At 62.5% G+C, this 25,863-nt stretch carries 26 protein-coding genes; 19 read left to right on the top strand and 7 right to left on the bottom strand.

Features of this window, described 5'->3' with window-relative positions; all coding sequences use genetic code 11:
- Positions 1-42: 42 nt before the first annotated feature.
- The 4 genes from ruvX to gshB form a co-directional block, all read right to left on the bottom strand.
- Positions 43-480 carry a Holliday junction resolvase RuvX gene (ruvX, locus tag FPT15_RS01090; RefSeq protein WP_003195067.1) on the bottom strand — a complete coding sequence of 146 codons (438 nt, stop codon included), beginning with the start codon at positions 478-480 and terminating at the stop codon, positions 43-45.
- Positions 480-1,049, bottom strand: coding sequence for a YqgE/AlgH family protein (locus FPT15_RS01085; RefSeq protein WP_106575672.1), 570 nt, complete (start codon positions 1,047-1,049; stop codon positions 480-482). Before FPT15_RS01085 ends, ruvX begins: the two co-directional genes overlap by 1 nt.
- A 276-nt stretch (positions 1,050-1,325) precedes the next feature.
- The gene (locus FPT15_RS01080) at positions 1,326-2,231 is read right to left on the bottom strand and encodes an energy transducer TonB (RefSeq protein ID WP_106575671.1); all 906 of its coding nucleotides are present in this window, start codon (positions 2,229-2,231) and stop codon (positions 1,326-1,328) included.
- Positions 2,232-2,308: 77 nt separating this feature from the next.
- Positions 2,309-3,262 carry a glutathione synthase gene (gene gshB, locus FPT15_RS01075; protein WP_145157717.1) on the bottom strand — a complete coding sequence of 318 codons (954 nt, stop codon included), beginning with the start codon at positions 3,260-3,262 and terminating at the stop codon, positions 2,309-2,311.
- 239 nt (positions 3,263-3,501) lie between these two features.
- Between gshB and pilG the strand changes: the two genes are divergently transcribed.
- The 18 genes from pilG (at position 3,502) to madM (ending at position 22,778) form a co-directional block, all read left to right on the top strand.
- The gene (gene pilG / locus FPT15_RS01070; protein ID WP_106575669.1) at positions 3,502-3,909 is read left to right on the top strand and encodes a twitching motility response regulator PilG; all 408 of its coding nucleotides are present in this window, start codon (positions 3,502-3,504) and stop codon (positions 3,907-3,909) included.
- Between the two features lie 46 nt (positions 3,910-3,955).
- Entirely contained in the window at positions 3,956-4,321 is a 366-nt protein-coding gene (gene pilH / locus FPT15_RS01065) for a twitching motility response regulator PilH (protein WP_014720320.1), read from the top strand.
- Positions 4,322-4,333: 12 nt separating this feature from the next.
- Positions 4,334-4,858 carry a chemotaxis protein CheW gene (locus tag FPT15_RS01060; RefSeq protein ID WP_119737459.1) on the top strand — a complete coding sequence of 175 codons (525 nt, stop codon included), beginning with the start codon at positions 4,334-4,336 and terminating at the stop codon, positions 4,856-4,858.
- Entirely contained in the window at positions 4,855-6,906 is a 2,052-nt protein-coding gene (locus FPT15_RS01055) for a methyl-accepting chemotaxis protein (RefSeq protein ID WP_145157715.1), read from the top strand. Before FPT15_RS01060 ends, FPT15_RS01055 begins: the two co-directional genes overlap by 4 nt.
- A gap of 169 nt (positions 6,907-7,075) precedes the next feature.
- Positions 7,076-12,892, top strand: a complete 5,817-nt coding sequence (locus FPT15_RS01050; RefSeq protein ID WP_145157712.1) for an Hpt domain-containing protein — start codon at positions 7,076-7,078, stop codon at positions 12,890-12,892.
- Positions 12,885-13,340, top strand: a complete 456-nt coding sequence (locus tag FPT15_RS01045; RefSeq protein WP_053258465.1) for a chemotaxis protein CheW — start codon at positions 12,885-12,887, stop codon at positions 13,338-13,340. Before FPT15_RS01050 ends, FPT15_RS01045 begins: the two co-directional genes overlap by 8 nt.
- 507 nt (positions 13,341-13,847) lie before the next feature.
- On the top strand, positions 13,848-14,096 hold the full coding sequence (locus tag FPT15_RS01040) for a DUF6124 family protein (RefSeq protein ID WP_145157709.1): 249 nt from the start codon (positions 13,848-13,850) through the stop codon (positions 14,094-14,096).
- 265 nt (positions 14,097-14,361) lie between these two features.
- On the top strand, positions 14,362-14,991 hold the full coding sequence (locus FPT15_RS01035; protein WP_145157706.1) for a nucleotidyltransferase domain-containing protein: 630 nt from the start codon (positions 14,362-14,364) through the stop codon (positions 14,989-14,991).
- Positions 14,954-15,388: a hypothetical protein gene (locus FPT15_RS01030; RefSeq protein ID WP_145157704.1), complete on the top strand. Its 435-nt coding sequence runs from the start codon at positions 14,954-14,956 to the stop codon at positions 15,386-15,388. Before FPT15_RS01035 ends, FPT15_RS01030 begins: the two co-directional genes overlap by 38 nt.
- A gap of 260 nt (positions 15,389-15,648) precedes the next feature.
- Positions 15,649-17,319 carry a malonate decarboxylase subunit alpha gene (gene mdcA / locus FPT15_RS01025; RefSeq protein ID WP_145157701.1) on the top strand — a complete coding sequence of 557 codons (1,671 nt, stop codon included), beginning with the start codon at positions 15,649-15,651 and terminating at the stop codon, positions 17,317-17,319.
- Complete coding sequence (locus FPT15_RS01020) at positions 17,320-18,153, top strand: triphosphoribosyl-dephospho-CoA synthase (protein WP_145157699.1); 834 nt, start codon at positions 17,320-17,322, stop codon at positions 18,151-18,153. It abuts the gene before it with no gap.
- Positions 18,153-18,452, top strand: a complete 300-nt coding sequence (locus FPT15_RS01015; RefSeq protein ID WP_056857713.1) for a malonate decarboxylase subunit delta — start codon at positions 18,153-18,155, stop codon at positions 18,450-18,452. The genes FPT15_RS01020 and FPT15_RS01015 overlap by 1 nt, the downstream gene beginning before the upstream one ends.
- Complete coding sequence (locus tag FPT15_RS01010) at positions 18,445-19,287, top strand: biotin-independent malonate decarboxylase subunit beta (RefSeq protein WP_145157697.1); 843 nt, start codon at positions 18,445-18,447, stop codon at positions 19,285-19,287. Before FPT15_RS01015 ends, FPT15_RS01010 begins: the two co-directional genes overlap by 8 nt.
- Complete coding sequence (gene mdcE, locus FPT15_RS01005) at positions 19,284-20,054, top strand: biotin-independent malonate decarboxylase subunit gamma (RefSeq protein ID WP_145157694.1); 771 nt, start codon at positions 19,284-19,286, stop codon at positions 20,052-20,054. The genes FPT15_RS01010 and mdcE overlap by 4 nt, the downstream gene beginning before the upstream one ends.
- A complete protein-coding gene (locus FPT15_RS01000; protein ID WP_145157691.1) occupies positions 20,048-20,644 on the top strand; it encodes a malonate decarboxylase holo-ACP synthase in 597 nt (198 codons plus the stop codon). The genes mdcE and FPT15_RS01000 overlap by 7 nt, the downstream gene beginning before the upstream one ends.
- Complete coding sequence (mdcH, locus tag FPT15_RS00995) at positions 20,641-21,540, top strand: malonate decarboxylase subunit epsilon (RefSeq protein WP_145157688.1); 900 nt, start codon at positions 20,641-20,643, stop codon at positions 21,538-21,540. Before FPT15_RS01000 ends, mdcH begins: the two co-directional genes overlap by 4 nt.
- Positions 21,541-21,607: 67 nt before the next feature.
- Positions 21,608-22,012 (top strand): malonate transporter subunit MadL, encoded by a 405-nt coding sequence (madL, locus tag FPT15_RS00990; protein WP_106575654.1) that lies wholly within the window; start codon positions 21,608-21,610, stop codon positions 22,010-22,012.
- A 1-nt stretch (position 22,013) separates the two neighbouring features.
- Positions 22,014-22,778 carry a malonate transporter subunit MadM gene (gene madM, locus FPT15_RS00985; protein WP_145157686.1) on the top strand — a complete coding sequence of 255 codons (765 nt, stop codon included), beginning with the start codon at positions 22,014-22,016 and terminating at the stop codon, positions 22,776-22,778.
- Positions 22,779-22,942: 164 nt separating this feature from the next.
- Here madM and FPT15_RS00980 read toward each other — a convergent pair whose 3' ends face one another.
- The 3 genes from FPT15_RS00980 to FPT15_RS00970 are packed head-to-tail and all read right to left on the bottom strand — an operon-like array spanning position 22,943 to position 25,003.
- Complete coding sequence (locus tag FPT15_RS00980) at positions 22,943-23,857, bottom strand: LysR substrate-binding domain-containing protein (protein ID WP_145157684.1); 915 nt, start codon at positions 23,855-23,857, stop codon at positions 22,943-22,945.
- Between the two features lie 37 nt (positions 23,858-23,894).
- Positions 23,895-24,437, bottom strand: a complete 543-nt coding sequence (locus FPT15_RS00975) for a chromate transporter (protein ID WP_145157682.1) — start codon at positions 24,435-24,437, stop codon at positions 23,895-23,897.
- A complete protein-coding gene (locus FPT15_RS00970) occupies positions 24,437-25,003 on the bottom strand; it encodes a chromate transporter (RefSeq protein ID WP_145157680.1) in 567 nt (188 codons plus the stop codon). Before FPT15_RS00970 ends, FPT15_RS00975 begins: the two co-directional genes overlap by 1 nt.
- A 175-nt stretch (positions 25,004-25,178) precedes the next feature.
- Here FPT15_RS00970 and FPT15_RS00965 point away from each other — a divergent pair, with 175 nt between their 5' ends.
- On the top strand, positions 25,179-25,796 hold the full coding sequence (locus FPT15_RS00965) for a hemolysin III family protein (protein WP_145157678.1): 618 nt from the start codon (positions 25,179-25,181) through the stop codon (positions 25,794-25,796).
- The last annotated feature ends 67 nt before the right edge of the window (positions 25,797-25,863 follow it).

The following is a 25,863-nucleotide window of genomic DNA, read 5'->3' as shown; positions in this document are numbered from 1 at the left end:
GGTCCGGGCTCAAACGTAAAAAGACGCGGCAAGCCGCGTCAGTCAGGATTCAAATAAAGCGGTGTTTTCATCCAGCCAACCCTGCAACAGCAGGGCGGCCGCGATGGCGTCCACCGGGTTGTCGCGGTAGCTGCCTTTCTGCCCGCCACGGTCACGGCGCTCACCCTTGGCTTCAAAGGTGGTCAGGCGCTCGTCGTGGGTATAGAAGGGCAGGTTGTAGCGGCCATTGAGGCGGCGGGCGAACTTTTCGGCGCGCAGGCACATGTCGCTGGGGGTGCCGTCCATGTTCAAGGGCAGGCCGACCACGACGGCGTCGGGCTTCCACTCCTTGATCAGGGCCTCGACCTGGTTCCAGTCCGGCACGCCGTTCTGGGCTTTCAAGGTGCACAGCTCGCGGGCCTGGCCGGTAATCACCTGGCCGACCGCTACGCCGATCTGTTTGGTGCCGTAGTCAAAACCGAGGATCAAACGCAAGGCCATCAGGCGTGCCCCGCCTGGCTGGTCAGCAGGTTGAGGTTGACCCGCAGTTTGGCCGCTGCCGCTTCCAGGCGCAGCTCACTGGCTGTGTTGAACAGAATGTCGGCATCGAACGGGCAAGTCAGCCAGGCATTGCTGGCCAGTTCGGCTTCCAGTTGCCCGGCTTCCCAACCAGCGTAGCCGAGGGTGATCACGCTTTGCTCAGGCCCCACGCCGTCGGCGATGGCGAACAACACGTCCTGGGAGGTGGACAACGACACGCCTTCCAGGTCGACCGTGGCCTGGAACTTCGGCCCGGTGGGGTGCAGCACAAAACCGCGATCAGTTTGCACCGGCCCGCCGATGTAGATCGGTACATTTTGGCAGCGCGCCGGCGGGTCGATCTCCGGGCGCAGTTGCTCAAGAATATCGGCCAGGTTCAGCTCTTGCGGGCGGTTCACCACCAACCCCATGGCACCATTGGCCGTGTGCTCGACGATGTAGGTCAAGGTCTGCGCAAAGTTCGGGTCGGCCATATGGGGCATGGCGATCAGGAATTGGTGCTTGAGGTAGGTCGGGCTGACATTTTTCATGTCCGCTAGTGTGGCGTCGGAGGGGCGAACTGACAAGCTGCGGCGGACGCTAATTGTGGCGAGCGGGGCTGCTGTGGCGAGCGGGCTTGTCGTGGCGAGCGGGCTTGTCCCGCGTTGGGGCGCGAAGCGGCCCTGAAATCTGGAGCTGTGGTTTTACAGGCAGAACGCGGTGGCCCTGTTGGGGCCGCTTCGCAGCCCAACGCGGGGCAAGCCCGCTCGCCACGACAGCCCCGCTCGCCACGAGGGCCCGCCGCGTTTGGCAGAGTGCAGGAGCGATCAGTTACTGGACAGCCGATCACCCCGGGCAAACTTCCAGGTGCGGATGATTTCCAGGCGGTCTATGTCGTTCAGGTCGCCGGTAAACGGCGCGAAGGGCGCGGCCAGGCGCACGATGCGCTGGGCCGCCTGGTCCAGCAACGGTTGGCCGGACGACTCCAGCACCTGCACTTCATATAACGACCCGTCGCGGTTGATCGACACCAGTAAGCGCAAATTGCCATAGATCTGCTGGCGCCGCGCTTCATCCGGGTAATTGAGGTTGCCGATGCGTTCGACCTTCTTGCGCCATTCGTCCTTATACCAGGCGCCTTTGTCGCGCATGGTCGAGGCGGCGTTCAGGCGATAGATGCGCGGGCGCTTGGCGTACAGCTGTTGTTCGTTGGCCAGTTCGGCTTCGAGGCTGGAAATCTGGTCGGAGAGCTGCGAGCTGTCGAAGGTCGGCGCTGGCTTGACCGGCTCGGGCTGCGGCTCGGTCTTGGTTTTCTCGCGCTGGGTCGGGGCTTTTTGCGGTTTTGGCGCAACAGTGGTCACGGCGGCCTTGGGCGCGGCCTGCTTGACCTCAGGCTTGGGCGTCGGCGGCGGGGTGACTTTATTCACCTTGTTGTCCTGGAACGGCGCCACTTCGGTGGTCTTGGGCACGGCCTTTTTGTCGAGCGTGCCGCTGCCTTGCTGATTGTCCTGGGCCAGAAAGTCAGCCTTTTCAGGCTTTTTTTCGCTCTTGAACGTGGCGAGGGTGATTTCCAGGGTTTTGGTGATCTGCTTGGGCTCGGCAAAGGTGAAACCCAGGCCGAGTAATAAAGCGAGGTGGATCAGCGCTGCCAGAAACAGGGTAAATCCGAGCCGATCAGCCGGGCGCACGCCGCTGTGGGAGAGTTCGGGGGGCAGATCGGGCGGGAGCGTCATGACAAAAAAACCAACATCGCGCGTTTCACAGGTGCCGCATGATAACGCAATGTTGGTGTGTGTCCGGCTGTTCTATGTCACTTGGCTTGCAGCTTGCGCTCGATGGCCGCCATCAGCATTTCGCCGATGTTCGTGCCAAATGCGTTGTCGATCTCGCGAATGCAGGTCGGGCTGGTGACGTTGATTTCGGTGAGGTTCTCACCAATTACGTCCAGTCCTACGAACAGCAGGCCTTTTTCGCGCAGGGTTGGGCCGACTTGAGAAGCGATCCAACGGTCTTTGTCCGACAGTGGACGCGCTTCACCGCGACCGCCGGCTGCCAGGTTGCCACGGGTTTCGCCTGCGGCCGGGATACGCGCCAGGCAGTAATCCACCGGCTCACCGTCGATCATCAGGATGCGTTTGTCGCCGTCCTTGATCGCCGGAATGTAAGCCTGGCCCATGATCTGCTGGGTGCCCAGCGCGGTCAGGGTTTCCAGGATCACCGACAGGTTAGGGTCGCCAGCGCGGTGGCGGAAGATCGAGGTGCCGCCCATGCCGTCCAGCGGCTTGAGGATCACGTCGCCGTGCTTGGCGGCGAATTCACGCAACACATCGGCGCGGCGGCTGACCACGGTAGGCGGCGTGCATTGTGGGAACAGGGTGGCGAACAGCTTTTCATTGCAGTCGCGCAGGCTTTGCGGCTTGTTGACGATCAGCACGCCAGCGCGCTCGGCCTGTTCCAGCAAGTAAGTGGAGTAAACGAATTCCATGTCGAACGGCGGGTCCTTGCGCATCAGGATCACGTCCAGATCGCTCAAGGGGCTGTCGGTTTCATCCGCAAGCTCGAACCACTTTTCAGGGTTGGCAAACACCTGCAGCGGGCGCATGCGTGCGCGGGCCTCGCCGTCGCCCTGATAAAGATCGCGCTGCTCCATATAGAACAGCGTCCAGCCGCGGGCCTGGGCGGCCAGGAGCATGGCCAGCGAACTGTCCTTTTTATAGGAAATGCTGGCAATAGGGTCCATGACAATGCCGACGCGAACGCTCATGGGGGATTTCCTCTAGCAAATTAGGGCGCATAAAAGTGGCGTCAGAGTGGCGCTGCGGCTGTTGTGGGTCAAGGAAAAACCACCTGGCCGGTTGCTCGATAGATTGCGCCCGGAGACTGTGCTAAAAAGACTCCCACGGTGCAGCAGCCCTTGAATTCCAAGGCTTGCAGCGCTCATCCTGTGCAACATCAGGCAGTACACACCGAAAACCGATTCGCTGTGGCGATGGTAGAGCAGATATGGAACAGCATTCCAACGCCTTGAGAGTGATGGTGATCGACGATTCGAAAACGATCCGCCGCACCGCCGAGACCCTGTTGAAGAACGTGGGGTGCGAAGTCATCACGGCCATCGACGGTTTCGATGCACTGGCCCGGATTGTTGATCATCACCCGCACATTATCTTTGTCGACATCATGATGCCGCGCCTGGATGGCTATCAAACCTGCGCGCTGGTGAAGAACAACCCGGCGTTCAAGTCGATTCCGGTGATCATGCTGTCCTCCAAGGACGGCCTGTTCGACAAGGCTAAGGGGCGCATCGTGGGTGTCGATCAGTTTTTGACCAAGCCTTTCAGCAAGGAAGAACTGCTGAGCGCGATCAAGGCCTACGTGCCCGGCTTCGCCGCAGTAGAACAAGCACACTGACACCGCCTCACAAGGGCCGGCGTCCACCAATGTAGTGGGGAAAACCATGGCACGTGTTCTGATCGTCGACGATTCGCCGACCGAAATGTACAAACTGACCGGCATGTTGGAAAAGCACGGCCACCAGGTCCTCAAAGCCGAAAACGGCGCAGACGGCGTGGCCCTGGCCCGTCAGGAAAAGCCCGACGCCGTACTGATGGACATCGTGATGCCGGGCCTCAATGGCTTCCAGGCTACCCGTCAGCTGTCCAAGGAGCCGGAAACCAACGGCATCCCGATCATCATCATCACCACCAAGGATCAGGAAACCGACAAAATCTGGGGCGCACGCCAGGGCGCCAAGGATTACCTGACCAAACCCGTGGACGAAGAAACCCTGATCGCCACCCTGAACAAGGTGTTGGCCGGCTGACGGCACGCCATCATGACCGAGTCACAAACCGCCTTCGAGCTGCTGCTGGACATCGACCGCCGCTGCCGCCTGCTGGCCGCCGACCTGCCGTCCCAGGAAACCCGCCTGCAACGTTGGAGCGGGATCGGTTTTCGCCTGGGACCGTATTGGTACGTGGCGCCGATGGGCGAAGTCGCCGAGGTGTTGCATGAACCGCGTTGCACCTTGATGCCCGGGGTCAAGCCCTGGGTCAAAGGCGTGGCCAACCTGCGTGGGCGTTTGCTGCCGGTGATGGACCTGGGCGGGTTCCTCGACCTCGGGCTGTCCAGGGCCCGCAAGCAACGGCGAGTGCTGGTGGTGGAATTCAACGACTTGTTTGTCGGGCTGCTGGTGGACGAGGTGGTGGGCATGCAGCATTTCGCACAAGACGCACTGTTGGCGAGCACCGCGCCCACTGCGCCGTTTATCCAGGGCCAGTTCGACAGTGACCAGCTGTGGCAGGTCTTCAGCCCCTTCGCTTTGGCCCAGGCCCCAGGCTTCATGGATGTTGCCGCATGACCACCGCTACCACGCCCAAACCGCAAGCCGCATCGCGCAGCCGTTCGCAGATCATCGTGCTGTTTATCGCGCTGATCGTGTTCATCATGCTGTTGTTCGCCAACTTCGCGTACCTCAATACCCAGTCCACGTACGACAAGCAGTACATCGGCCACGCCGGTGAGCTGCGCGTGCTGTCCCAGCGCATTGCCAAGAACGCCACGGAAGCCGCCGCCGGCAAGGCGGCCGCGTTCAAGCTGCTGGGCGATGCACGCAACGACTTCGCCCAGCGCTGGGGCTATCTGAAAAAAGGCGATACCGAGACCGGCCTGCCGGCTGCACCCAACGCGGTACGCGCCGAAATGCGCGCGGTGCAGACCGATTGGGAAGCACTGCTGAAAAACACCGACGCGATTCTCGCCAGCGAACAGACCGTGTTGTCGTTGCACCAAGTGGCCGCGACGCTTGCCGAAACTGTGCCGCAATTGCAGATGGAATCGGAAAAGGTCGTCGACATTCTGCTGCAACGCGGCGCCCCGGCCAGCCAGGTGGTGTTGGCCCAGCGCCAATCATTGCTGGCCGAACGCATCCTCGGTGCAGTCAACACCGTGCTGGCCGGCGACGAAACCTCGGTGCAGGCCGCCGATGCCTTTGGCCGCGACGCCAACCGTTTTGGCCAAGTGCTTAACGGCATGCTCCAGGGTAACGCCGGCCTGCGCATTGCTCAGGTTGAAGACCACGACGCCCGTGCGCGGTTGGCGGAAATCGCCGAGCTGTTTGAGTTTGTCTCCGGCTCCGTGGATGAAATCCTCGAAACCTCGCCGCAGTTGTTCCAGGTACGCGCCTCGGCGAGCAATATTTTCAACCTGTCGCAAACCCTGCTCGATGAAGCCTCGCACCTGGCCACCGGGTTTGAAAACCTCGCCAGCGGGCGCAGCTTTGACACCATCGGCGGCTACGTATTGGGCTTGCTTGCGCTGACCTCAATCATCCTGATTGGCCTGGTCATGGTGCGCGAGACCAACCGCCAGCTGCATGAAACCGCCGAGAAAAACGAGCGCAACCAGAACGCGATCATGCGCCTGCTCGATGAAATCGAGGACCTGGCCGATGGTGACCTGACGGTGACCGCCTCGGTCACCGAAGACTTCACCGGCACCATCGCCGACTCCATCAATTATTCCGTAGACCAGCTGCGCGATCTGGTGGCGACCATCAACCTCACGGCGGGGCAAGTGGCCGGTGCGGTGCAGGAAACTCAGGCCACCGCCATGCACCTGGCCCAGGCCTCGGAGCATCAGGCCCAGCAAATCGCCGAGGCCTCTACCGCGATCAATCAGATGGCCCAATCCATCGACCAGGTGTCGGCCAACGCCGCCGAGTCTTCGGCGGTGGCGGAGCGCTCGGTGGAAATTGCCAACAAGGGCAATGAGGTGGTGCACAACACCATCCACGGCATGGACAACATTCGCGAGCAGATCCAGGACACCGCCAAGCGCATCAAACGGCTGGGCGAGTCGTCCCAGGAGATTGGCGACATCGTCAGCCTGATCGACGACATTGCCGACCAGACCAACATCCTGGCCCTCAACGCCGCGATCCAGGCGAGCATGGCCGGTGACGCCGGGCGCGGGTTTGCCGTGGTGGCCGACGAAGTGCAGCGGTTGGCCGAGCGCTCATCCGCCGCCACACGCCAAATTGAAACCCTGGTGCGGGCGATCCAGACCGACACCAATGAAGCGGTTATTTCCATGGAACAGACCACCACCGAAGTGGTGCGTGGCGCGCGGCTGGCGCAAGACGCCGGGGTGGCGCTGGAAGAGATCGAAGGCGTGTCGAAAACCCTGGCGGCGTTGATCCAGAGTATTTCCAACGCGGCGCAGCAACAGACCTCGTCGGCGGGGCAGATTTCCCTGACGATGAACGTGATCCAGCAGATCACCACGCAGACGTCATCGGGCTCGACCGCCACGGCGGAGAGCATCGGCAACCTGGCAAAAATGGCCAGCCAGTTGCGCCGGTCGGTGTCAGGTTTCACCCTGCCACCGCCAAAACAGGTAGACGATTGAAATGCTATCCAAATGTGGGAGCGGGCTTGCTCGCGAATGCGGTGCATCAGTCACCTGATTTATTAGCTGACCCACCGCATTCGCGAGCAAGCCCGCTCCCACACTAGATCTTCATTGGTCTTCAGATCTTGGCAACACACGCAATTCACGAATTCTAAGCGGAGCAGTTATGGTTGATCGGCACGACTACGTGGCCCTCGAATGGGTCAAGGGCGACATTGCCGAAACCCTGAAACAGGCCCGTTCGGCGCTGGACGCGTTTGTCGAAACCCGCGACAGCGACGCCATTGCCGAGTGCCTGGCCGGTATCCACCAAGTGCATGGCGCGCTGCAGATGGTCGAGTTCTACGGCGCAGCGCTGCTGGCCGAAGAGATCGAAGCGCTGGCCCTGGCCCTGCAAGCCGAGCGCGTCAGCCAGCGCGATGAAAGCATCCGCCTGCTGCAACAGGCCCTCGGGCAACTGCCGCTGTACCTCGACCGCGTGCACAGCGCCCGCCGCGACCTGCCGCTGGTGGTGTTGCCGCTGCTCAACGACCTGCGCAGTGCGCGCGGTGAAAGCCTGCTGTCGGAGACCAGCCTGTTCAGCCCGCAGCTGTTGTCGATTGCGCCGTTGCCCGACGAGGCCTTGGCCCAACGCACACTGCCGGACCTTCACGAGCAACTGCGCCAGTGGCATCAACTGCTGCAACAGGCCCTGGCCGGTCTGTTGCGCGAGGACCACGGCCCCAGCAACCTGGAAGACATGGCGCGGGTGTTCGCGCGCCTCGAAGCGTTGTGCCAGGGCGCGCCATTGCTGCCGTTGTGGCAAGTCACCTCGGCGCTGGTCGAAGGCATGCTCACCGGCGTGATCGCCAACAGCCCGGCGCTGCGCAGCCTGCTCAAGGCCAGCGACAAGCAACTCAAGCGTCTGCTGGTCCAGGGCATCGGCGGCATCAACCAGCCAGCGCCGGATGAACTGCTAAAAAGCTTGCTGTTCTACGTGGCCAAGGTCACCCGCCCGACGCCGCGCATGCAAAGCCTCAAGGAACGCTACGGGCTGGATGAAGCCTTGCCCGACAGCGCCGTGGTCGATGCCGAGCGTGCGCGTTTGGCCGGACCGGACCGCAATGCCATGGGCTCGGTGCTCGGCGCCTTGTGCGAGGAACTGGTGCGGGTCAAGGAGCGCCTCGACCTGTTCGTGCGCAGCGACCGCCAACACACCAACGACCTCGATGCCTTGCTGGCGCCACTGCGCCAGATCGCCGACACCTTGGCGGTGCTGGGCTTTGGCCAGCCGCGTAAGGTCATCATCGATCAACTGGCGGTGGTGCTGAGCCTGGTGCAGGGCCAGCGCGAACCCAATGACGCGGTGTTGATGGATGTTGCCGGCGCCTTGCTCTACGTCGAGGCCACGCTGGCGGGCATGGCCGGCACCGTCGAGCCGGAGAGCCGCGAAGAGAGCCGCCTGCCCACCACCGATCTGACCCAGATTCATCAATTGGTGATCCGCGAATCCTGCCAATGCTTGCGCCAGGCCAAAGAACTGGTGATCGATTGCCTTGAGGCCGATTGGGACCGCCAGCGCCTGGAGTCACTGCCCGAGCTGCTCAGCCAGGTGCGCGGCGCGTTGGCGATGATTCCGCTGCCGCGTGCGGCGAGCCTGATGCGTGGTTGCACCGATTATGTCGATGAACAGTTGATGACCGGCGCTGCGCCACCGCCCGAGGCGCAGCTGGCGCATTTCGCCGACGTGGTCAGCAGCCTGGAATACTACCTGGAACGCATGCTCCAGGACCCCGACGCCGCCGGCGAACGCGTGCTGGAGCTGGCCACCCAAGGCCTGGCTGCACTCGGCTATCTGCCGGTCGAAAAGCCTTGGCGCCAGGCCCTGGCCGTGCCGGATGGCGCCCTGTCGACAGAGATCGCGCCGAGCCAGTCCCAATTCGATGCGTTGGCCAACCCCACGTCACGCCTGAATCCGCCTGCCCTGCACCGTCCGGGCAGCCTCTTGCCGCCGCCCGTTGGCGAAGAACCTGTCGACGATGAACTGCGCGAAGTCTTCCTCGAAGAAACCGATGAAGTCCTTGAAGTGCTGCACCGCTACTTGCCCAACAGCGCGGACAAAACCGCCCAAAGCGAGATGCGGCGTGCCTTCCACACGCTCAAAGGCAGCGGCCGGATGGTCCGCGCCCTGGTACTGGCCGAGCTGGCCTGGGCCGTGGAAAACCTGCTTAACCGTGTGCTCGAACGCAGCGTGGCGCTCGACGCTGATGTGCAACAGATGCTGGATGAGGCCGTGGCCCTGCTGCCGGAGCTGATCGCCGACTTTGCGGCCGACGACCAACGCCAGCGCGATGAAGTCGACGCCCTGGCGGCCCGTGCCCACGCCTTGGCCAGCGGCACTCAACCGGCCGCAGAGCCCCATGACCCGATGTTGCTGGAGATTTTTCGCAACGAAGCCCAGAGCCACCTGGAAAGCCTCAACCACTTTCTGCAACAGGCCGCCGAGCATATGCCGCTGCAAGTCAGCGATGAACTGCAACGTGCCCTGCACACCCTCAAGGGCAGCGCCTACATGGCTGGCGTGTTGCCGATGGCCGAACTGGCGCGACCGCTTGATCACCTGACCCGCGAATACAAGGCCCACCGCCTGCCGCTGGACCTGGATGAAGTGGAGCTGTTGCTGGAAGCCGAAGCCCTGTTCCAGCGCGGGTTGCGTCAGCTGGACAGTGATCCGCTGGTGCCGATCAAGGGCGCGGCAGAGTTGATCAGCCGCACGCAAAGCCTGCTCGACCAGCAGCTGCAAGCCTTGCTCGACGCGCCCAACACCGGGCTGCGCATCAAGCGCGACGCGCAGCTGATCAGCAACTTCCTGGCCCAGGGCATGGACATCCTGCTGGATGCCGAAAGCCTGCTGCGCCGCTGGCAGCAACACCCCGGCGAACGCCAGGAGCTGACCGCGCTGCTGGACGAGTTGACCACCCTGGGCGAGGGCGCGCACATCGCCGACCTGCACGCCATCGACGAACTCTGCGAGGCCTTGCTCGACCTCTATGGCGCTGTGGAAGAGAGCAGCCTGGCGGTCAGCGAACGGTTTTTCCATGAGGCCGAACAGGCCCATGAAGCGCTGATCAACATGCTCGACCAACTGGCGGCCGGCCAGGAAATCAGCCCGGCGCCGGCGCGGGTAGACGCCCTGCGCGAACTGCTGGATGAAGCCCTCGACCCGTCCGCCACCGGCCTGATCAAAAGCGACGGCGGGCGCGCCCCAAGCATCTCCGAACTGGGCGCTGCCACGGCCCGGTTGGGCCAGGACACAGCGATGGACGACGAGATCGTCGAGATTTTCCTGGAAGAGGCAGTCGACATCCTCGACAGCGCCGGGCAGTCGCTGAAACGCTGGCTGCTGGAACCGGACAGCGCGGCGCCGTTGTCGTCGTTGCAGCGGGACCTGCACACCCTCAAGGGCGGCGCGCGCATGGCCGAAATCGGCCCGATTGGCGACCTCGCCCATGAGCTGGAATGCCTGTACGAAGGCCTGGTGGACCGCCGCTACAGTTACTCGACCGAACTGTCCCAAGTATTGATGGCCAGCCATGAGCGGCTGGCCTTGCAGCTCGATCAATTGCAAGACCACCAACCCCTGAGCGACTCCAGTGACTTGATCGCCCAGTTGCGCGCGTTGCGCCAGAACAACACGCCCGCCAACACGCCCACAGAACCTGAAACCGCGGCGGCTGATCCGGAGTTGCTGGATATCTTCCTCGAAGAAGCCGCCGATATTCTCGACAGTTCAAGCAGCGCGTTGCTGCGCTGGCAGGCCGAGCCGAGCAATCGCCAGGAGGTGGAAACCTTGCTGCGCGACTTGCACACCCTCAAGGGCGGCGCGCGCATGGTCGAAATCGGGCCGATTGGCGATTTGGCCCATGAGCTGGAGTTTCTCTACGAAGGCCTGTCTGCCGGTTTGCTTGCGCCGTCGCCGGAGCTGTTCGCCTTGCTGCAAGGCTGCCATGACCGCCTGGCGCAGATGATCGACGCGGTGGCGGGCGGTTTGCCGGTGGGGTCGGTGGATAAACTCATCAAGCGCATCAGGAGCCTGGTGCACCCCGGTGACGAGCCGCTGGCGCCCGTAGCCTTGCCGGCGGGCAAGGCCGAAGCGGCGGTGGACCCCGGCGCCGACATGGTGAAAATTTCCGCCGACTTGCTTGATGATCTGGTCAACCTGGCCGGTGAAACCTCGATTTTCCGTGGCCGTATCGAACAGCAGGTCAACGACGCGCGTATCGCGCTCAACGAAGTCGAAACCACCATCGAGCGCATGCGTGACCAACTGCGCCGCCTCGACACCGAAACCCAGGGCCGCATTCTCAGTCGTCAGCAGGCCGAGGCCGAGCGCCTGGGCTATGAAGAGTTCGACCCGCTGGAAATGGACCGTCATTCGCAGCTGCAGCAGTTGTCGCGCGCACTGTCCGAATCGGCCTCCGACCTGCTGGACCTCAAGGAAACCCTCGACCGTCGCAACGGGGATGCACACAACCTGTTGCAGCAACAGGCACGCATCAACACCGAGCTGCAAGAAGGCCTGATGCGCACGCGCATGGTGCCGTTCGAACGCATGCTGCCGCGCCTCAAACGCATCGTGCGCCAGGTGGCGGAAGAGTTGGGCAAGGACGTTGAATTCGTGGTCGGCAATGCCGAAGGCGAGATGGACCGCAACGTGCTGGAGCGCATGGTGGCGCCGCTGGAACATATGCTGCGCAATGCCGTCGACCATGGCCTGGAGTCCCGCGAGGCGCGCGTGTTGGCCGGTAAACCCGAGAAGGGCCGTATCAGCCTGGACCTGACCCACGAAGGCGGCGACATCGTCTTCGACATGCGCGACGACGGTGCCGGTGTGCCCCTGGACGCGGTGCGGCGCAAGGCGATCAAGCGCGGCCTGCTCGCGCCTGATCAAGACATGAGCGACCGCGACGTGTTGCAGTTCATCCTGCAGCCGGGCTTTTCCACCGCCGAAAAAATCACCCAGATTTCCGGGCGCGGCGTGGGCATGGACGTGGTGCACGAAGAAGTGCGCCAGCTCGGTGGCTCGATGTTCATCGACTCGACGCCGGGCGCGGGCGTGCACTTTCGCATTCGCCTGCCGTTTACCGTGTCGGTCAATCGCGCGCTGATGGTGCAATGCGCGGACGACCAATATGCGATCCCGCTCAACACCATTGAAGGCCTGGTGCGCGTGTTGCCCCACGAGCTGGCCGGGCACTATCAGCAAGATCCGCCGCGTTACGAATACGCCGGCCAGCGTTATGAATTGTTCTATTTGGGCGACCTGCTGCACACCGTCGCCCGGCCCAGACTGCTCGGCCAATACCAGCCAGTGCCGGTGCTGCTGGTGCAATGCAACGAGCGGCGCGTGGCGGTGCACGTGGACGCCATGGCCGGTACACGCGAGATCGTGGTCAAGGGCCTGGGGCCACAGTTTGCCGGCGTGCAGGGTTTGTCCGGGGCGACCATTCTGGGCGATGGCCGCGTGGTGCTGATTATCGACTTGCTGGCGCACATCCGCGCCCGCCAACCGGCGTTGCCGGCCCAGTCGGTGGACGCGCCGCTGATCCTCAACGACCCGCTGAAAAAACGCCCGCTGCTGGTGCTGGTGGTGGACGACTCGGTCACCGTGCGCAAAGTCACCAGCCGCCTGCTGGAGCGCAACGGCATGAACGTGCTCACCGCCAAAGACGGCATCGACGCCATCGCCCTGCTCGAAGAACACACTCCGGACCTGATGCTGCTCGACATCGAAATGCCGCGCATGGACGGCTTCGAAGTGGCGATCCAGGTGCGCAACGACCCCCGGCTGATGCGCCTGCCGATCATCATGATCACCTCGCGCACCGGCCAAAAACACCGCGACCGCGCCATGGCCATTGGCGTCAACGACTACCTCGGCAAGCCGTACCAAGAGTCGGTGCTGCTGGAAAGCATCGCCTACTGGAGCAAGTCCCATGCTTGACCACCGCACCAGCCAACTCACCGGCCTGCTGCTGCCCCTGGCCGACCGCCACCTGGTGCTGCCCAACGTCGCCATCGCCGAACTGATCGACTTCCAGCGCGGCGAACCGGCCAGCGACGCACCGCCGTGGTACCTGCGGCAAGTCACATGGCGCGACCGGCAGTTGCCGTTGATCAGCTTTGAAGCCGTGTGCGGCGAGGCCAGCGTGACCGGCGAGCGCTCGCGGATTGTGGTGCTGAACGCACTGGGCGGGCGGCCGACGTTGAAGTTTATTGCGATGGTGATTCAGGGCATTCCGCGTTCGTACAAGCTGGATAGCCAACTGAGTTACGTGGACGTGCCGCTGTGCCCGCTGGAACTGGCAGCGGTGCAAGTGGGGGAACATGTGGCGAAGGTGCCTGACCTTATGGGGTTGGAAGCGTTGTTGGTCGAATCCGGCCTGGCCTGACCCTTGTGGCTTGCACCATTTTTCGTGGCGAGCGGGCTTGCCCCGCGTTGGGCTGCGCAGCAGCCCCAAACCTGCCGTCTCTATAAACCTGACACACTGCGTTTACCTTAATGGGGCCGCTTCGCAGCCCAACGCGGGGCAAGCCCGCTCGCCACGGGAAGCGCTTTTGCTTTGAGATTTGTAGGAGGGCCTCGGATTTTTCCCGCAAGATTTCGGGCTGTGCGTGAACTTGTTGTGGGTAGTCATGGAGGCTAGTCTTCGCTCCGTCATCGAAAAAAACGGTGACACGGACGTGCAAGTCCGACGAAACTGTTTAGGCGTAAAAACGCCCAGCCAACCACGGGCGTTTTTTGTGCTCGCTGCTTTATGGCGGCTGTGCGCAGGAGGTCTTCGGACCTGCTGGGTGTCCTAAACAGGCCCGGTCTTGCACACCTGCGCACGGTCGCCACCCTCATTCGCGTGCAAGCGAACGGTGGCGCTCCTTACTAACTGTTTAGGAGTTTCATCATGGTCAAACCTACCCCTAATCCACCTGCTTCCAAGCTTTTCACCGTAGACCCCCATCAGAACACTGAAACCCTGCTGGTCAACGCCAGCGAAACTTTGTCCTCGCTAAACGCCATGACCTGCAATCTGGCCTTCAACCTGGACACCTCCCAGCGCGCAATCATGCTCGGCATTCAGCAAATGGCCGAGTTGAGTCAGTTACTGGTTGATAGAGCGCTGGAACACGTCAGCCCTGCGCCGGTAGGTTGAAGCGGTCCCAAACAGGGACCGATTTTTAACAGACACCACCGAACAAATGTGGGAGCTGGCTTGCCAGCGATGGCGGCGTGTCAGTCGACATCTTGATAGCTGACCCACCGCTATCGCAGGCAAGCCAGCTCCCACCTTTCGATCTTCATTCGGCCCAAATCCAGTATTTGCTGATTGATCATTTCCAATATCCCATCCCCCTAAAACTTGATCGTTCCCAAAAAGGGACCTATCGTTCCCTTTTTGGGACTCTTTGGCCGCTGCCATGCAAACCTTGCCGCTCAGCACTGCACTCTTCACCAACACTCAGCAGAAAGTGCTGGGCCTGCTTTTCGGCAAGCCCGATCAGAGTTTTTTCACCAATGAAATCGCGCGCTGGGCCCAGGTAGGCAAAGGCAGCCTTACCCGCGAGCTGGAGCGTTTGCAGTTGGCGGGTATCTTGAGCATGACGCGCCAAGGCAATCAGACCCACTACAAGGCCAACCCCCAATGCCCGATTTACTCGGAGTTGTTGGCCATCGTGCGCAAGACCCTGAGCCTGGATGAACCCCTGCGCAATGCATTGGCACCGTTCGCCGAGCAGATAACCTGGGCCTTTATCTACGGCTCCATCGCCAAGGGTGAGGCGCACTCATCCAGTGACATAGATCTGATGCTGATCGGCCAAAGCCTCAACTACAGTGAAGTCATGGAGCAGCTCATACCGCTGGAAGAGCAACTGGGCCGCACCATCAATCCGACGCTTTACACCCTTGAAGACTGGATCGGCAAATGGAATGCCGGGAACAGTTTTGTGCAGCGGGTCGTGCAGCAGGACAAGATCAATCTGATCGGGGGCAACCCCCTGGAATCCATGGATGGACAGCAAGGCAAATCTGGAAAATCTGCAACGTAGCGGTGGCTTGAAGGCTGAGCCGCCGGATCGCAAGGAGTGTGACGGGCTGATGCGCTCGGCGCGGGATCGGTTAAGGGATGCGGGTAACCCACAGCTATCGTTCGCCAGTCGTTTCGACTTGGCCTACAACGCCGCCCACGCCATCGCGCTCACGGCCTTGCGCCTGCAAGGGTATCGTTCTGACAAACGCTATCTGGTCTTTCAATGTCTGATTCACTTCGCCGACGTGAGCAGGGTGCAGGTGAGGTTACTGGCGTTATGTCATGAGCGCCGAAACCTGGCGGAATATGAAGGGTATATGGATGAGGATGAGGCATTGCTTGGGCAGTTGATGGATGGCGCGATGTCTCTGCTGAATAGAGTGGAAGATGTGTTGGCTGTGCGTCAGTGGCAATGACGTGATTCTTCGCAACACCGCCAATCAAATGTGGGAGCTGGCTTGCCTGCGATAGCGGTAGATCAGCTGCAGATATGTCGACTGACAGTCCGCAATCGCAGGCAAGCCAGCTCCCACACTTTTAATCTTTGTTCGGCTTGAGTCCGCGATTGCTGACGATCCGTTACTCCAACCGTAACGATCCGCCACTCGGCTTGATTGATACCCCCCACGTTCACTCCTAAGGTACAGCCCACGACAGCAAACCCCGTGGAGCGACCATGACAACAACCATCACCCCCGACTCGCGCTGGACGCGGCGGCGCGACGAGAAGCAGCGGCGCCTCGGGCTGGTCAAAAAATACGCAGACGGGGCGGTGTTGCCCAGTGACAGAATCGTCGAGGCCCTGGAAGCGCTGATTCTCCCTGGCGACCGCGTGGTGCTGGAGGGCAACAACCAGAAGCAGGCCGACTTCCTCTCGCGCTCCCTGGCCAAGGCCGACCCGGCCAAGCTCCACGATTTGCACATGATCATGCCCAGTGTCGGCCGTTCCGAGCACTTGGACCTGTTTGAAAAGGGCATCGCCCGCAAGCTCGACTTCTCTTTCGCCGGCACCCAATCCCTGCGCATCAGCCAGCTGCTGGAAGACGGCCTGCTGGAAATCGGCGCGATCCACACCTACATCGAACTCTACGCGCGGCTGGTGGTGGACCTGATTCCCAACGTCGTGCTCTCGGCCGGTTTCATGGCCGACCGCGCCGGTAACATTTACACCGGCGCCAGCACCGAAGACACCCCGGCGTTGATCGAGCCTGCCGCGTTCAGCGATGGCATCGTCATCGTGCAGGTCAACCAGTTGGTGGATGACGTCACCGATTTGCCCCGCGTCGACATCCCCGCAAGCTGGGTGGATTTTGTGGTGGTGGCCGACAAGCCGTTCTACATCGAGCCGCTGTTCACCCGCGACCCGCGCCATATCAAGCCGGTGCATGTGCTGATGGCGATGATGGCGATCCGTGGCATCTACGAAAAACACAATGTGCAGTCGCTCAACCACGGCATTGGGTTCAACACCGCCGCCATCGAATTGATCCTGCCGACTTACGGCGAATCCCTCGGCCTTAAAGGCAAAATCTGCCGCAACTGGACCCTCAACCCGCACCCAACCCTGATCCCCGCCATCGAAAGCGGCTGGGTGGAAAGCGTGCATTGCTTTGGCACCGAACTGGGCATGGAAAACTACATCGCCGCGCGGCCTGATGTGTTCTTCACCGGCCGCGACGGCTCGATGCGCTCCAACCGGATGTTCTGCCAGCTCGCCGGCCAATACGCCGTGGACCTGTTTATCGGCGCCACCCTGCAAGTGGATGGCGACGGGCATTCCTCCACCGTCACCCGTGGCCGCCTCGCCGGGTTTGGTGGCGCGCCGAACATGGGCCACGACCCGCGCGGCCGTCGGCATGGCACCCCGGCCTGGCTGGACATGCGCCACGACGACGCGCCGCAAGCCTTGCTTGAGCGTGGCAAAAAGTTGGTTGTACAAATGGTCGAAACCTTCCAGGAAGGCGGCAAACCCACTTTCGTCGAGACCCTCGACGCCGTCGAAGTGGCGCGCAAAAGCGGCATGCCGCTGGCGCCGATCATGATCTACGGCGACGACGTCACCCACCTGCTCACCGAAGAAGGCATCGCCTACCTGTACAAGGCGCGCTCGCTGGAAGAGCGCCAGGCGATGATCGCCGCCGTCGCTGGCGTCACCGCCATCGGCCTGCGCCACAACCCCAAGGACACCGCGCGCATGCGCCGCGAAGGCTTGATCGCCTTGCCCGAAGACCTCGGCATCCGCCGCACCGACGCCACCCGCGAGCTGTTGGCCGCCAAGAGCGTGGCCGACCTGGTGGAGTGGTCCGGTGGCTTGTACAACCCGCCCGCCAAATTCAGGAGCTGGTAAATGCGCGCGCTCAAACTGCATGAACTGAGTCTGGCTGATCGCCTGGCAGACATGGCCGTCGACGCGCTGATCGATGAGGCGGACCTGTCGCCCAAACCGGCCTTGGTGGACCGCCGCGGTAACGGTGCCCATAGCGATTTGCACCTGGGCCTGATGCACGCTTCGGCACTGTCGCTGTGGCCGATGTTCAAGGAGATGGCGGAAGCCGCGCTTGAATTCGGTGAAGTCGGTTTGCCCTTGCGCGAAGCCCTCGGGCAGATTGGCCGCGAAGGCGAGCAAGCGATGCTCACCACCACCAATGGCGTGAACACCCATCGCGGCGCGATCTGGGCGCTCGGTTTGCTCACTGCTGCTGCGGCGCTGGAGCCACGCAGCGTCACGCTGACGGCGGCTAAGTTGGCCCTGCTCAACGACCGCTACGCCCCGCAGCCGCTGAGCCACGGCGCCCAGGTTGCTCAACGCTACGGCGCGCGCGGCGCCCGTGAAGAAGCACAGCTGGGCTTCCCATCCGTGATGCAGCGTGGCCTGCCGCAACTGCACAAAAGCCGCCATCAAAACGCCGGTGAGCAGAACGCACGCCTGGATGCCTTGCTCGCGATCATGACTGACCTGGCCGACACCTGCGTGCTCTACCGCGCCGGCACCGAAGGCCTGCACGCCATGCAACGCGGCGCCCAAGCGGTGCTGGACGCAGGCGGCAGCGCGACCCTCGCCGGTCGCCGCCAATTGCACGAACTCGACGACCAATTGCTGGCCCTGAATGCCTCCCCCGGCGGCGCCGCCGACCTGTTGGCCGCCTGCCTGTTTATCGACCGCCTCGACGGAGCGTTTTGATGGAAACCTTATCCTTTGAATTCCCCGCCGGGCAGCCGCCCAAAGGCCGTGCGCTGGTGGGTTGCGTCGGCTCCGGCGACCTGGAAGTGCTGCTGGAACCGGGCACGCCCGGCACCTTGACCATTCAGGTGCAGACCTCGGTGAATGGCGCCGAACAACGCTGGCAGCATCTGTTCGAGCGGATCTTCCAGGAGCACACGCCGCCAGCGTTGAAAATCGATATCCACGACTTCGGCGCCACGCCCGGCGTGGTGCGTTTGCGCCTGGAGCAAGGCTTCGAGGAGATCGGCCATGACTGACTTGCTCAACAAACACAGCTTCGTTGAATTGGGAGCCCGGCAGCGGGCCAAGGCCTTGCTCGACGCCGGCACGTATCGCGAACTGATCGACCCCTTCCAACGCGTGATGTCGCCCTGGCTCAGCCGCCAAGGCGTGGTGCCCCAGGCCGATGACGGCGTGGTGATCGCCAAAGGCAGCATCGCCGGAAGGCCGGTGGTGGTGGCGGCTATCGAAGGCAACTTTCAGGGCGGCAGCCTCGGTGAAGTGGGCGGTGCAAAAATTGCCGGTGCGCTGGAATTGGCGGCTGAAGACAACCGCAAGGGCATCCCGACCGGCGCGGTGCTGTTGCTGGAAACCGGCGGCGTGCGCTTGCAGGAAGCCAACCTCGGCCTCGCGGCGATTGCCGATATCCATGCGGCGATTGTCGACCTGCGCCAGTACCAGCCGGTGATCGGCGTGGTGGCCGGCAGTGTCGGTTGCTTTGGCGGCATGTCCATCGCCGCCGGGCTGTGCAGCTACCTTGTGGTCACTCGCGAAGCACGCCTGGGCCTGAATGGCCCGCAAGTGATCGAGCAGGAGGCAGGCCTGGAAGAATACGACTCCCGCGACCGCCCGTTTATCTGGAGCCTCACCGGCGGCGAACAGCGCTTCAACAGCGGCCTGGCTGACTGTTACGTGGCGGACGATGTGGCGCAGATCCAAGAGACGGTTACCGCGCTGTTGCAACAAGGTATGCCCGAACACCCGCGCAGCCGTCAGGTCGATTTCTACCTGACGCGCCTGACCGAGCTGGACGCCACGCCGCAAATTGACGCGGCGACGGTGCGCGACCTGTACCAAGGAGATCGCTCATGAGAGGCCTGCAGTGGTTCAACGCATTGAGTGCCGGCGCCACACCTGTGGACGGTTTGCCGGCCTCGCTGAAAGTCGCCGACGGCGTATTGGGTGAGCAAGCCGTGCGCTTCATCGCCGTGGTCACCGACGCGCACAACCGTTTCCCGCGGGCGCGCAATGGCGAAGTCGGCCTGCTCGAAGGCTGGGGCCTGGCCAAAGCCGTGGACGATGCCATCGCCCGTGGCGACAAGCGCCCGATCATCGCCATCGTCGATGTGCCCAGCCAAGCCTATGGCCGTCGCGAAGAAGCCTTGGGCATCCATCAAGCCCTGGCCGCCGCCGCCGACAGCTACGCCCGCGCTCGGTTGGCCGGGCACCCGGTGATCGCGCTGCTGGTGGGCAAGGCCATGTCCGGCGCGTTCCTCGCCCACGGCTACCAGGCCAACCGCCTGATTGCTCTGCACGATCCCGGCGTGATGGTGCATGCGATGGGCAAGGCGTCGGCGGCGCGGGTGACCCTGCGCAGTGTCGAAGAGCTGGAAGCCCTGGCCGCCAGCGTGCCGCCGATGGCCTACGACATCGACAGTTATGCCAGCCTTGGTTTGCTCTGGGAGACGCTGTCGGTCAGCCAGATTGAACACCCTACGGCGGACGATGTGGTGCGCGTCAGTGATTGCCTGCTGCACGCCATCGACGATGTCGCGGGCCCCGATTTAAAAGGACGCCTGGGCGCCACCAACCGTGCCGCTTCCAGCCACGTACGCCAACTGCTGCGGGAGCAATGGTGAACGCTCACGATTTGCTCTGGGGCATGGCCCCGGCGCATCTGCCCGCCGACGCGCCGGCTTGGGCGGTGGACGCGATCAACGCCGGTCATCCGGTGGTGGTGCGCCGCGCCATCGCCGAGCCGGGCCAGGTGGCCGTCGGCGTACGCGGGCGTTTGCGTGAGCAGCGATTTGCGGCGGTGATGCCCATCGCGGCGGTGCAACGGCGAGTAGTGCCCGAGGCGCTGCGCGGTGTGACCTCACCACGAGATTTACCGGCGTTGCGCGCGCTCGATCTACTGCGGCCAGTGTTAGCGCAGGAGACGTGGGGCGTCACGGGCAGCGCGGGTTTTGAGTTGGCCAGTGGAGTTGAAGCACTGCATGCGCAGAGCGACCTGGATTTGATCCTGCGCACGCCCCAGCGGCTGGAGCGCGGTGATGCCGAGGACCTGCTTGCGATATTGGACACGGCGCCGTGTGCCGTGGACCTGCAACTGCAAACCCCGTTTGGCGCCGTCGCCTTGCGCGAGTGGGCGGGAGGCTCGCGCCGAGTACTGCTGAAAACCGTCAGCGGCGCGCACTTGGTGGTTGACCCGTGGCAGGCGGTGGCATGAGCAGCCTTCTGGTATTTCCGGGTCAGGGCGCCCAGCGTACGGGCATGCTCCGCGCGCTGGCGGCCGACGTTCTGGATGAAGCCAGTGATGCCTTGGGTGAAGACGTTCGCCTGCTCGATTCGGCGCAAGCCTTGGCGAGTACGCGTGCTGTTCAACTGTGCCTGCTGATTGTCGGCGTGGCCCATGCCCGTCAGCTGCAACACACGCCGGATTACGTGGCGGGCCTGTCCATCGGCGCCTACCCGGCGGCAGTTATCGCGGGCGCCCTGGCGTTTGCCGACGCGGTAAAACTGGTCAGCCTGCGCGGCGAGCTGATGCAACATGCTTATCCACAAGGCTTTGGGATGACCGCGCTGATCGGCCCTGAGTTATCCACAGTCGAAAACATACTGAGCGACATACACAGCCCGCAAACGCCGGTGTATTTGGCCAACATCAACGCCGATAACCAAACCGTGATTGCTGGCAGCGATGCGGCGATGAAGCTCGTCGCAGCGCGCATCAAGGGCAACGGCGTCGCCAAGCGCCTGGCGGTCAGCGTGCCGTCGCATTGCGCGCTGCTGGAGGCGCCTGCCCAGGCGCTGGCGCAAGCATTCGTCACGCTCAAGGCGCCGCGCATTACCTACCTGAGCAGCACCCGCGCGCGGCCGATTCACAACCCCGAGCAACTGCGCGACGACCTGGCCTTCAACATGTGCCGCATCGTCGATTGGCGCGGCACCGTGCAAAGCGCCTACGAGCGTGGTGTGCGCCTGCAAATCGAACTGCCGCCGGGCGCGGTGCTCACTGGCCTGTCACGCCGCGTGTTTGAGCAGGGCACGGTGATTGCCTGCGAAGGCGCGCGCCTGGACACCCTGCAGGCGCTGCTGCAAGAGGAGGAACGCCGCCACCGATAAAGCTGCACCCAAGGCTTTCGAAGCACAAAAACAACAATTTCGATGAAGCACTTTGAGGACAACAACGATGATTATTTATGGTGTGGCCTTGCTGGCGATCTGCATGTTGGCGGGAGTGATCCTCGGCGACATGCTCGGTGTGTTGCTGGGCGTCAAATCCAATGTGGGCGGCGTCGGGATCGCCATGATCCTGTTGATCTGCGCGCGCTTGTGGATGCAAAAACACGGTGGCATGACCAAGGACTGCGAAATGGGCGTGGGCTTTTGGGGCGCCATGTACATTCCGGTGGTGGTGGCGATGGCCGCGCAACAAAACGTGGTGACCGCGCTGCACGGCGGCCCGGTCGCTGTGCTGGCCGCCATCGGTTCGGTGGTGGTCTGCGGTTGCACCATTGCCCTGATCAGCCGCACGCACAAGGGTGAACCCTTGCCCGCCGAAGAGCCGCTGATCGCTGCTGCGGGAGGTCGCTGATATGTGGCCTCTGATTGAAAAAGGTTTGGAAAATAACAGCCTGGTCACCGCGTTTGCCTTCGTCGGTGTGGTGATGTGGGTTTCCGTGGTGCTGTCCAAGCGCCTGACGTTCGGGCGCATTCATGGCTCGGCGATTGCCATCGTGATCGGGCTGGTGTTGGCCTGGGTCGGCGGCACACTCACCGGCGGGCAAAAAGGCCTGGCGGACATGGCGCTGTTCTCCGGCATCGGCTTGATGGGCGGCGCGATGCTGCGCGATTTCGCCATTGTTGCCACCGCATTTGAAGTGCAGGCCACCGAGGCGCGCAAAGCCGGGCTGATCGGTGTGATTGCGTTGCTGCTGGGCACCATCCTGCCGTTTATCGTCGGCGCGAGCATGGCCTGGGCGTTTGGGTATCGCGATGCGATCAGCATGACCACCATCGGCGCGGGCGCCGTGACTTACATCGTTGGCCCTGTGACCGGTGCGGCGATTGGCGCGACCTCGGATGTGATGGCGCTGTCGATTGCGACAGGGCTGATCAAGGCGATTCTGGTGATGGTCGGCACGCCGGTGGCGGCGCGTTGGATGGGCCTGGATAACCCGCGCTCGGCGATGGTGTTTGGTGGGCTGGCCGGCACGGTGAGTGGGGTGACGGCGGGGCTGGCGGCGACAGATCGGCGGTTGGTGCCGTATGGCGCGCTGACTGCCACTTTCCATACCGGGCTTGGGTGTTTGCTTGGGCCGTCGTTGCTGTACTTCATCGTGCGCGGTTTAGTCGGCTAAAACGCGATACCCACTGTGGCGAGCGGGCTTGCCCCGCGTTGGGCTGCGAAGCGGCCCCAAAACCATCGCACTGAGGAGTGCCTGACACACCGAATTCTGCTTGATTGGGGCTGCTTCGCAGCCCAACGCGGGGCAAGCCCGCTCGCCACAGGTAGGTGGGGTACTTAGGCTTGCCGATTGGCATACATCCGACACTCTGCCAGCAACGCCAGCAAATTCGGGTCGCGCTCCTTGGCCTTTAAAAACACCACGCCAATGTGCTGCTGCAACCGATACCTGGGTTGCAGCGGTATCAGCTTCACGCGGTTCTCATACACCGCCGCAATCCGCCCCGGCAGCAGGGCATAACCCACGCCCGAACTGACCATGCTCAACAGCGTGAAGATGTCATTGACCTGCATCGCCACCTTCGGCTCAAACCCCGCCTGGTTGAACACCCGGTTGCCATCCTGGTGCGTGGCGAAGCCTTGGGTGAGGGTGATGAAGGTCGCGTCGCGCACATCGGCCAGGTCGATTTCCTGCTCGCGGTCCAAGGGTGAGTCGGCCGGGGTGGCGAGGAAGATGTCGTCGGTGAACAGCGCGATCTGTTCGCAGTCCGGGTCGTTGGCACGTTCGTCGAGGGAGATCAGGATCGCGTCCACTTCCATGTTCTTGAGCTTGTAGAGCAGGTCGAAGTTGGAGCCCAGGATCAGGTCGATATTGAGTTCGCTGCGCCTGATTTTCAGGCCCATGATCAGCTGCGGTACGGTTTTGACCGTCAGCGAATACAGCGAGCCGAGCTTGAAGCGCTCAGCCGAGAACCCCGCGGCTTCGCGGGTCAGGCGCACGCTGTCGACCACGTCGGCCACCAGCTTTTGCGCGCGCTCTTCCAGCACGTAGGCGCTTTCCAGCGGGGTGAGGTTGCGCCCTTCGTGTTTGAAAAGCGGGCAGCGCAGCGCGTTTTCCAGCGAGTGGATGGCGCGGTGCACGCTGACGTTGCTGGTTTGCAACTCGGCGGCGGCGCGGGCCAGGTTGCCGGTGCGCATGAACGCCAGGAAGATCTCGAGCTTCTTGAGGGTGAATTCTTCGTCGATCAGCATGGCCGTGGCTCTTAGTCGAATGCGGTCGATTGTGCCTCTAAAAGCAGTTCACTCCCAGCCATGCACTGCCCAGGCCCAGCAGCACGCCGCCGATGATCAGCCAGATCGCGTTGAGCCGCGTGTAATACACCACGGCGGCGCTGGCCAGGGTCAGCACCAGGCTGGTCGCGTTGTTTTCCAGGCTGTTCATCAGGATGTAGGTTGAGGCGAGGATCAGGCCGATGGAGATCGGCAGCAGGCTGCGTTTAACCCGTTGCACCCACGGCGTTCGGGTGTGCCGTTCCAGCCAGCCAGCGCCCAGGTAAGCCAGTACCGAACAGGGCACCAGCTTGGCCAATAACGCCACCAGCGCGCCAGGCAAGCCCGCCGCCTGTTGGCCGATAAACACCAGAAACATGCCGTTGGGCCCCGGCAGCGCCTGGGACAAGGCGAAGAAGGCGACAAATTGCGCGTCGGTGATCCAGTGCATATCGACCACGGTGTAGCGATGGATATCGCCGATGGCCACCGTGTTGCCGCCAATCGCCATCAGCGACCACAGCGCGCATTGGATCATCAGGTGCAACAGGACGGTTTGCATCAGCCGGCCACCTTGTTCGAACCGATAAAGCTCAAGGCCAGGGAGCTGGGAATGCAGATCAGCAAGACCATCCACAGCGGCAACACAAAGACGGCCATCAATACGAAGGTCAACACGAAGGCGCTGTAGTTGGCGAGCGTGCGGGGCATGGCCTTGAGCAGGCGCAGCGTGGTGCCGAGCATCAAACCCGTGGCAATCGGCATCACCGCGCCAAAGATCTGCTGCACCACGTCGTGGCTCCACCACTTGGCATAGGCAAATCCGGCGAGCACGGTGATCAACGAGGGGAACAGGTACAGCCCGCACACGGTCACAACCGCACCGGGCAAGCCATGCAGGCGCCGGCCGTAGATGATGCCGACGTTGGCGATATTGGGGCCGGGGAAGAACTGGCCGGTGGTCAGCAGCTCATTGAAGCTTTGCTCACTGACCCAGCGGCGACGGTCGACCATCATCTGCCGCGCCCAGGGCATCACGCCGCCAAAGCCGAACAGGCCGACCATTGCAAAGTTGTAAAACAGCTGCCATAGGCTGGGGTGAGGCGTGGCGGGTTCTAGCTCGGGCATGGCAATTACCGATAGGACGCTTTTACGTGGGAGCCGGCTTGCCTGCTCCCCCAGGATGAAGCGAATCATCTATGGACGTGTGTATTTGGGCAAATGAAGAAAGGGTGCTACCTGATATGGGTAGGGTGGCGTCAGAATGCTCAAGGTGGTAACGGTTATTCGAGGTGAGTGACACATGTATCACGGGGAACGATTTAACGCCTGGAGCCATTTGGTCGGGGCTGTAGCAGCTTTTGTTGGCGCAGTGTGGATGTTGGTAGTGGCAAGCCTGGACGGCAGCCCCTGGAAGATCGTCAGCGTGGCGATTTATGGTTTTACGCTGCTGGTGCTGTACAGCGCGTCCACCGTGTACCACAGCGTGCGCGGGCGACGAAAAGAGATCATGCAGAAGGTCGACCACTTTTCGATCTACCTGTTGATCGCCGGCAGCTACACGCCGTTTTGCCTGGTAACGCTGCGCGGGCCGTGGGGTTGGACACTGTTCGGAATCGTGTGGGGGCTGGCGGTGATCGGCATCCTGCAAGAGATCAAGCCGCGCTCCGAGGCACGCATTCTGTCGATTGTGATTTACGCGGTGATGGGCTGGATCGTGCTGGTGGCGGTCAAGCCGCTGCTTGCTACGCTGGGCACGGCCGGGTTTGTATGGCTGGCCTCGGGCGGAGTGTTGTACACCGTCGGGATTATCTTTTTTGCCCTGGAAGATCGCCTGCGCCACTCCCATGGGATCTGGCACTTGTTCGTGATCGGCGGCAGCCTGCTGCACTTTGTGGCGATCATGCATTACGTGCTTTGACCTGTGGGAGCTGGCTTGTGTGGGAGCTGGCTTGCCTGCGATACAGGCGACTCGGTCTATCAGTTAG

The sequence above is a fragment of the Pseudomonas sp. RGB genome (assembly GCF_007713445.1).
In the GTDB taxonomy this organism is placed as follows: Bacteria; Pseudomonadota; Gammaproteobacteria; order Pseudomonadales; family Pseudomonadaceae; genus Aquipseudomonas.
Note: the sequence above shows the minus strand (reverse complement) of the source record. Positions and strands in the feature narration are given on the sequence as shown.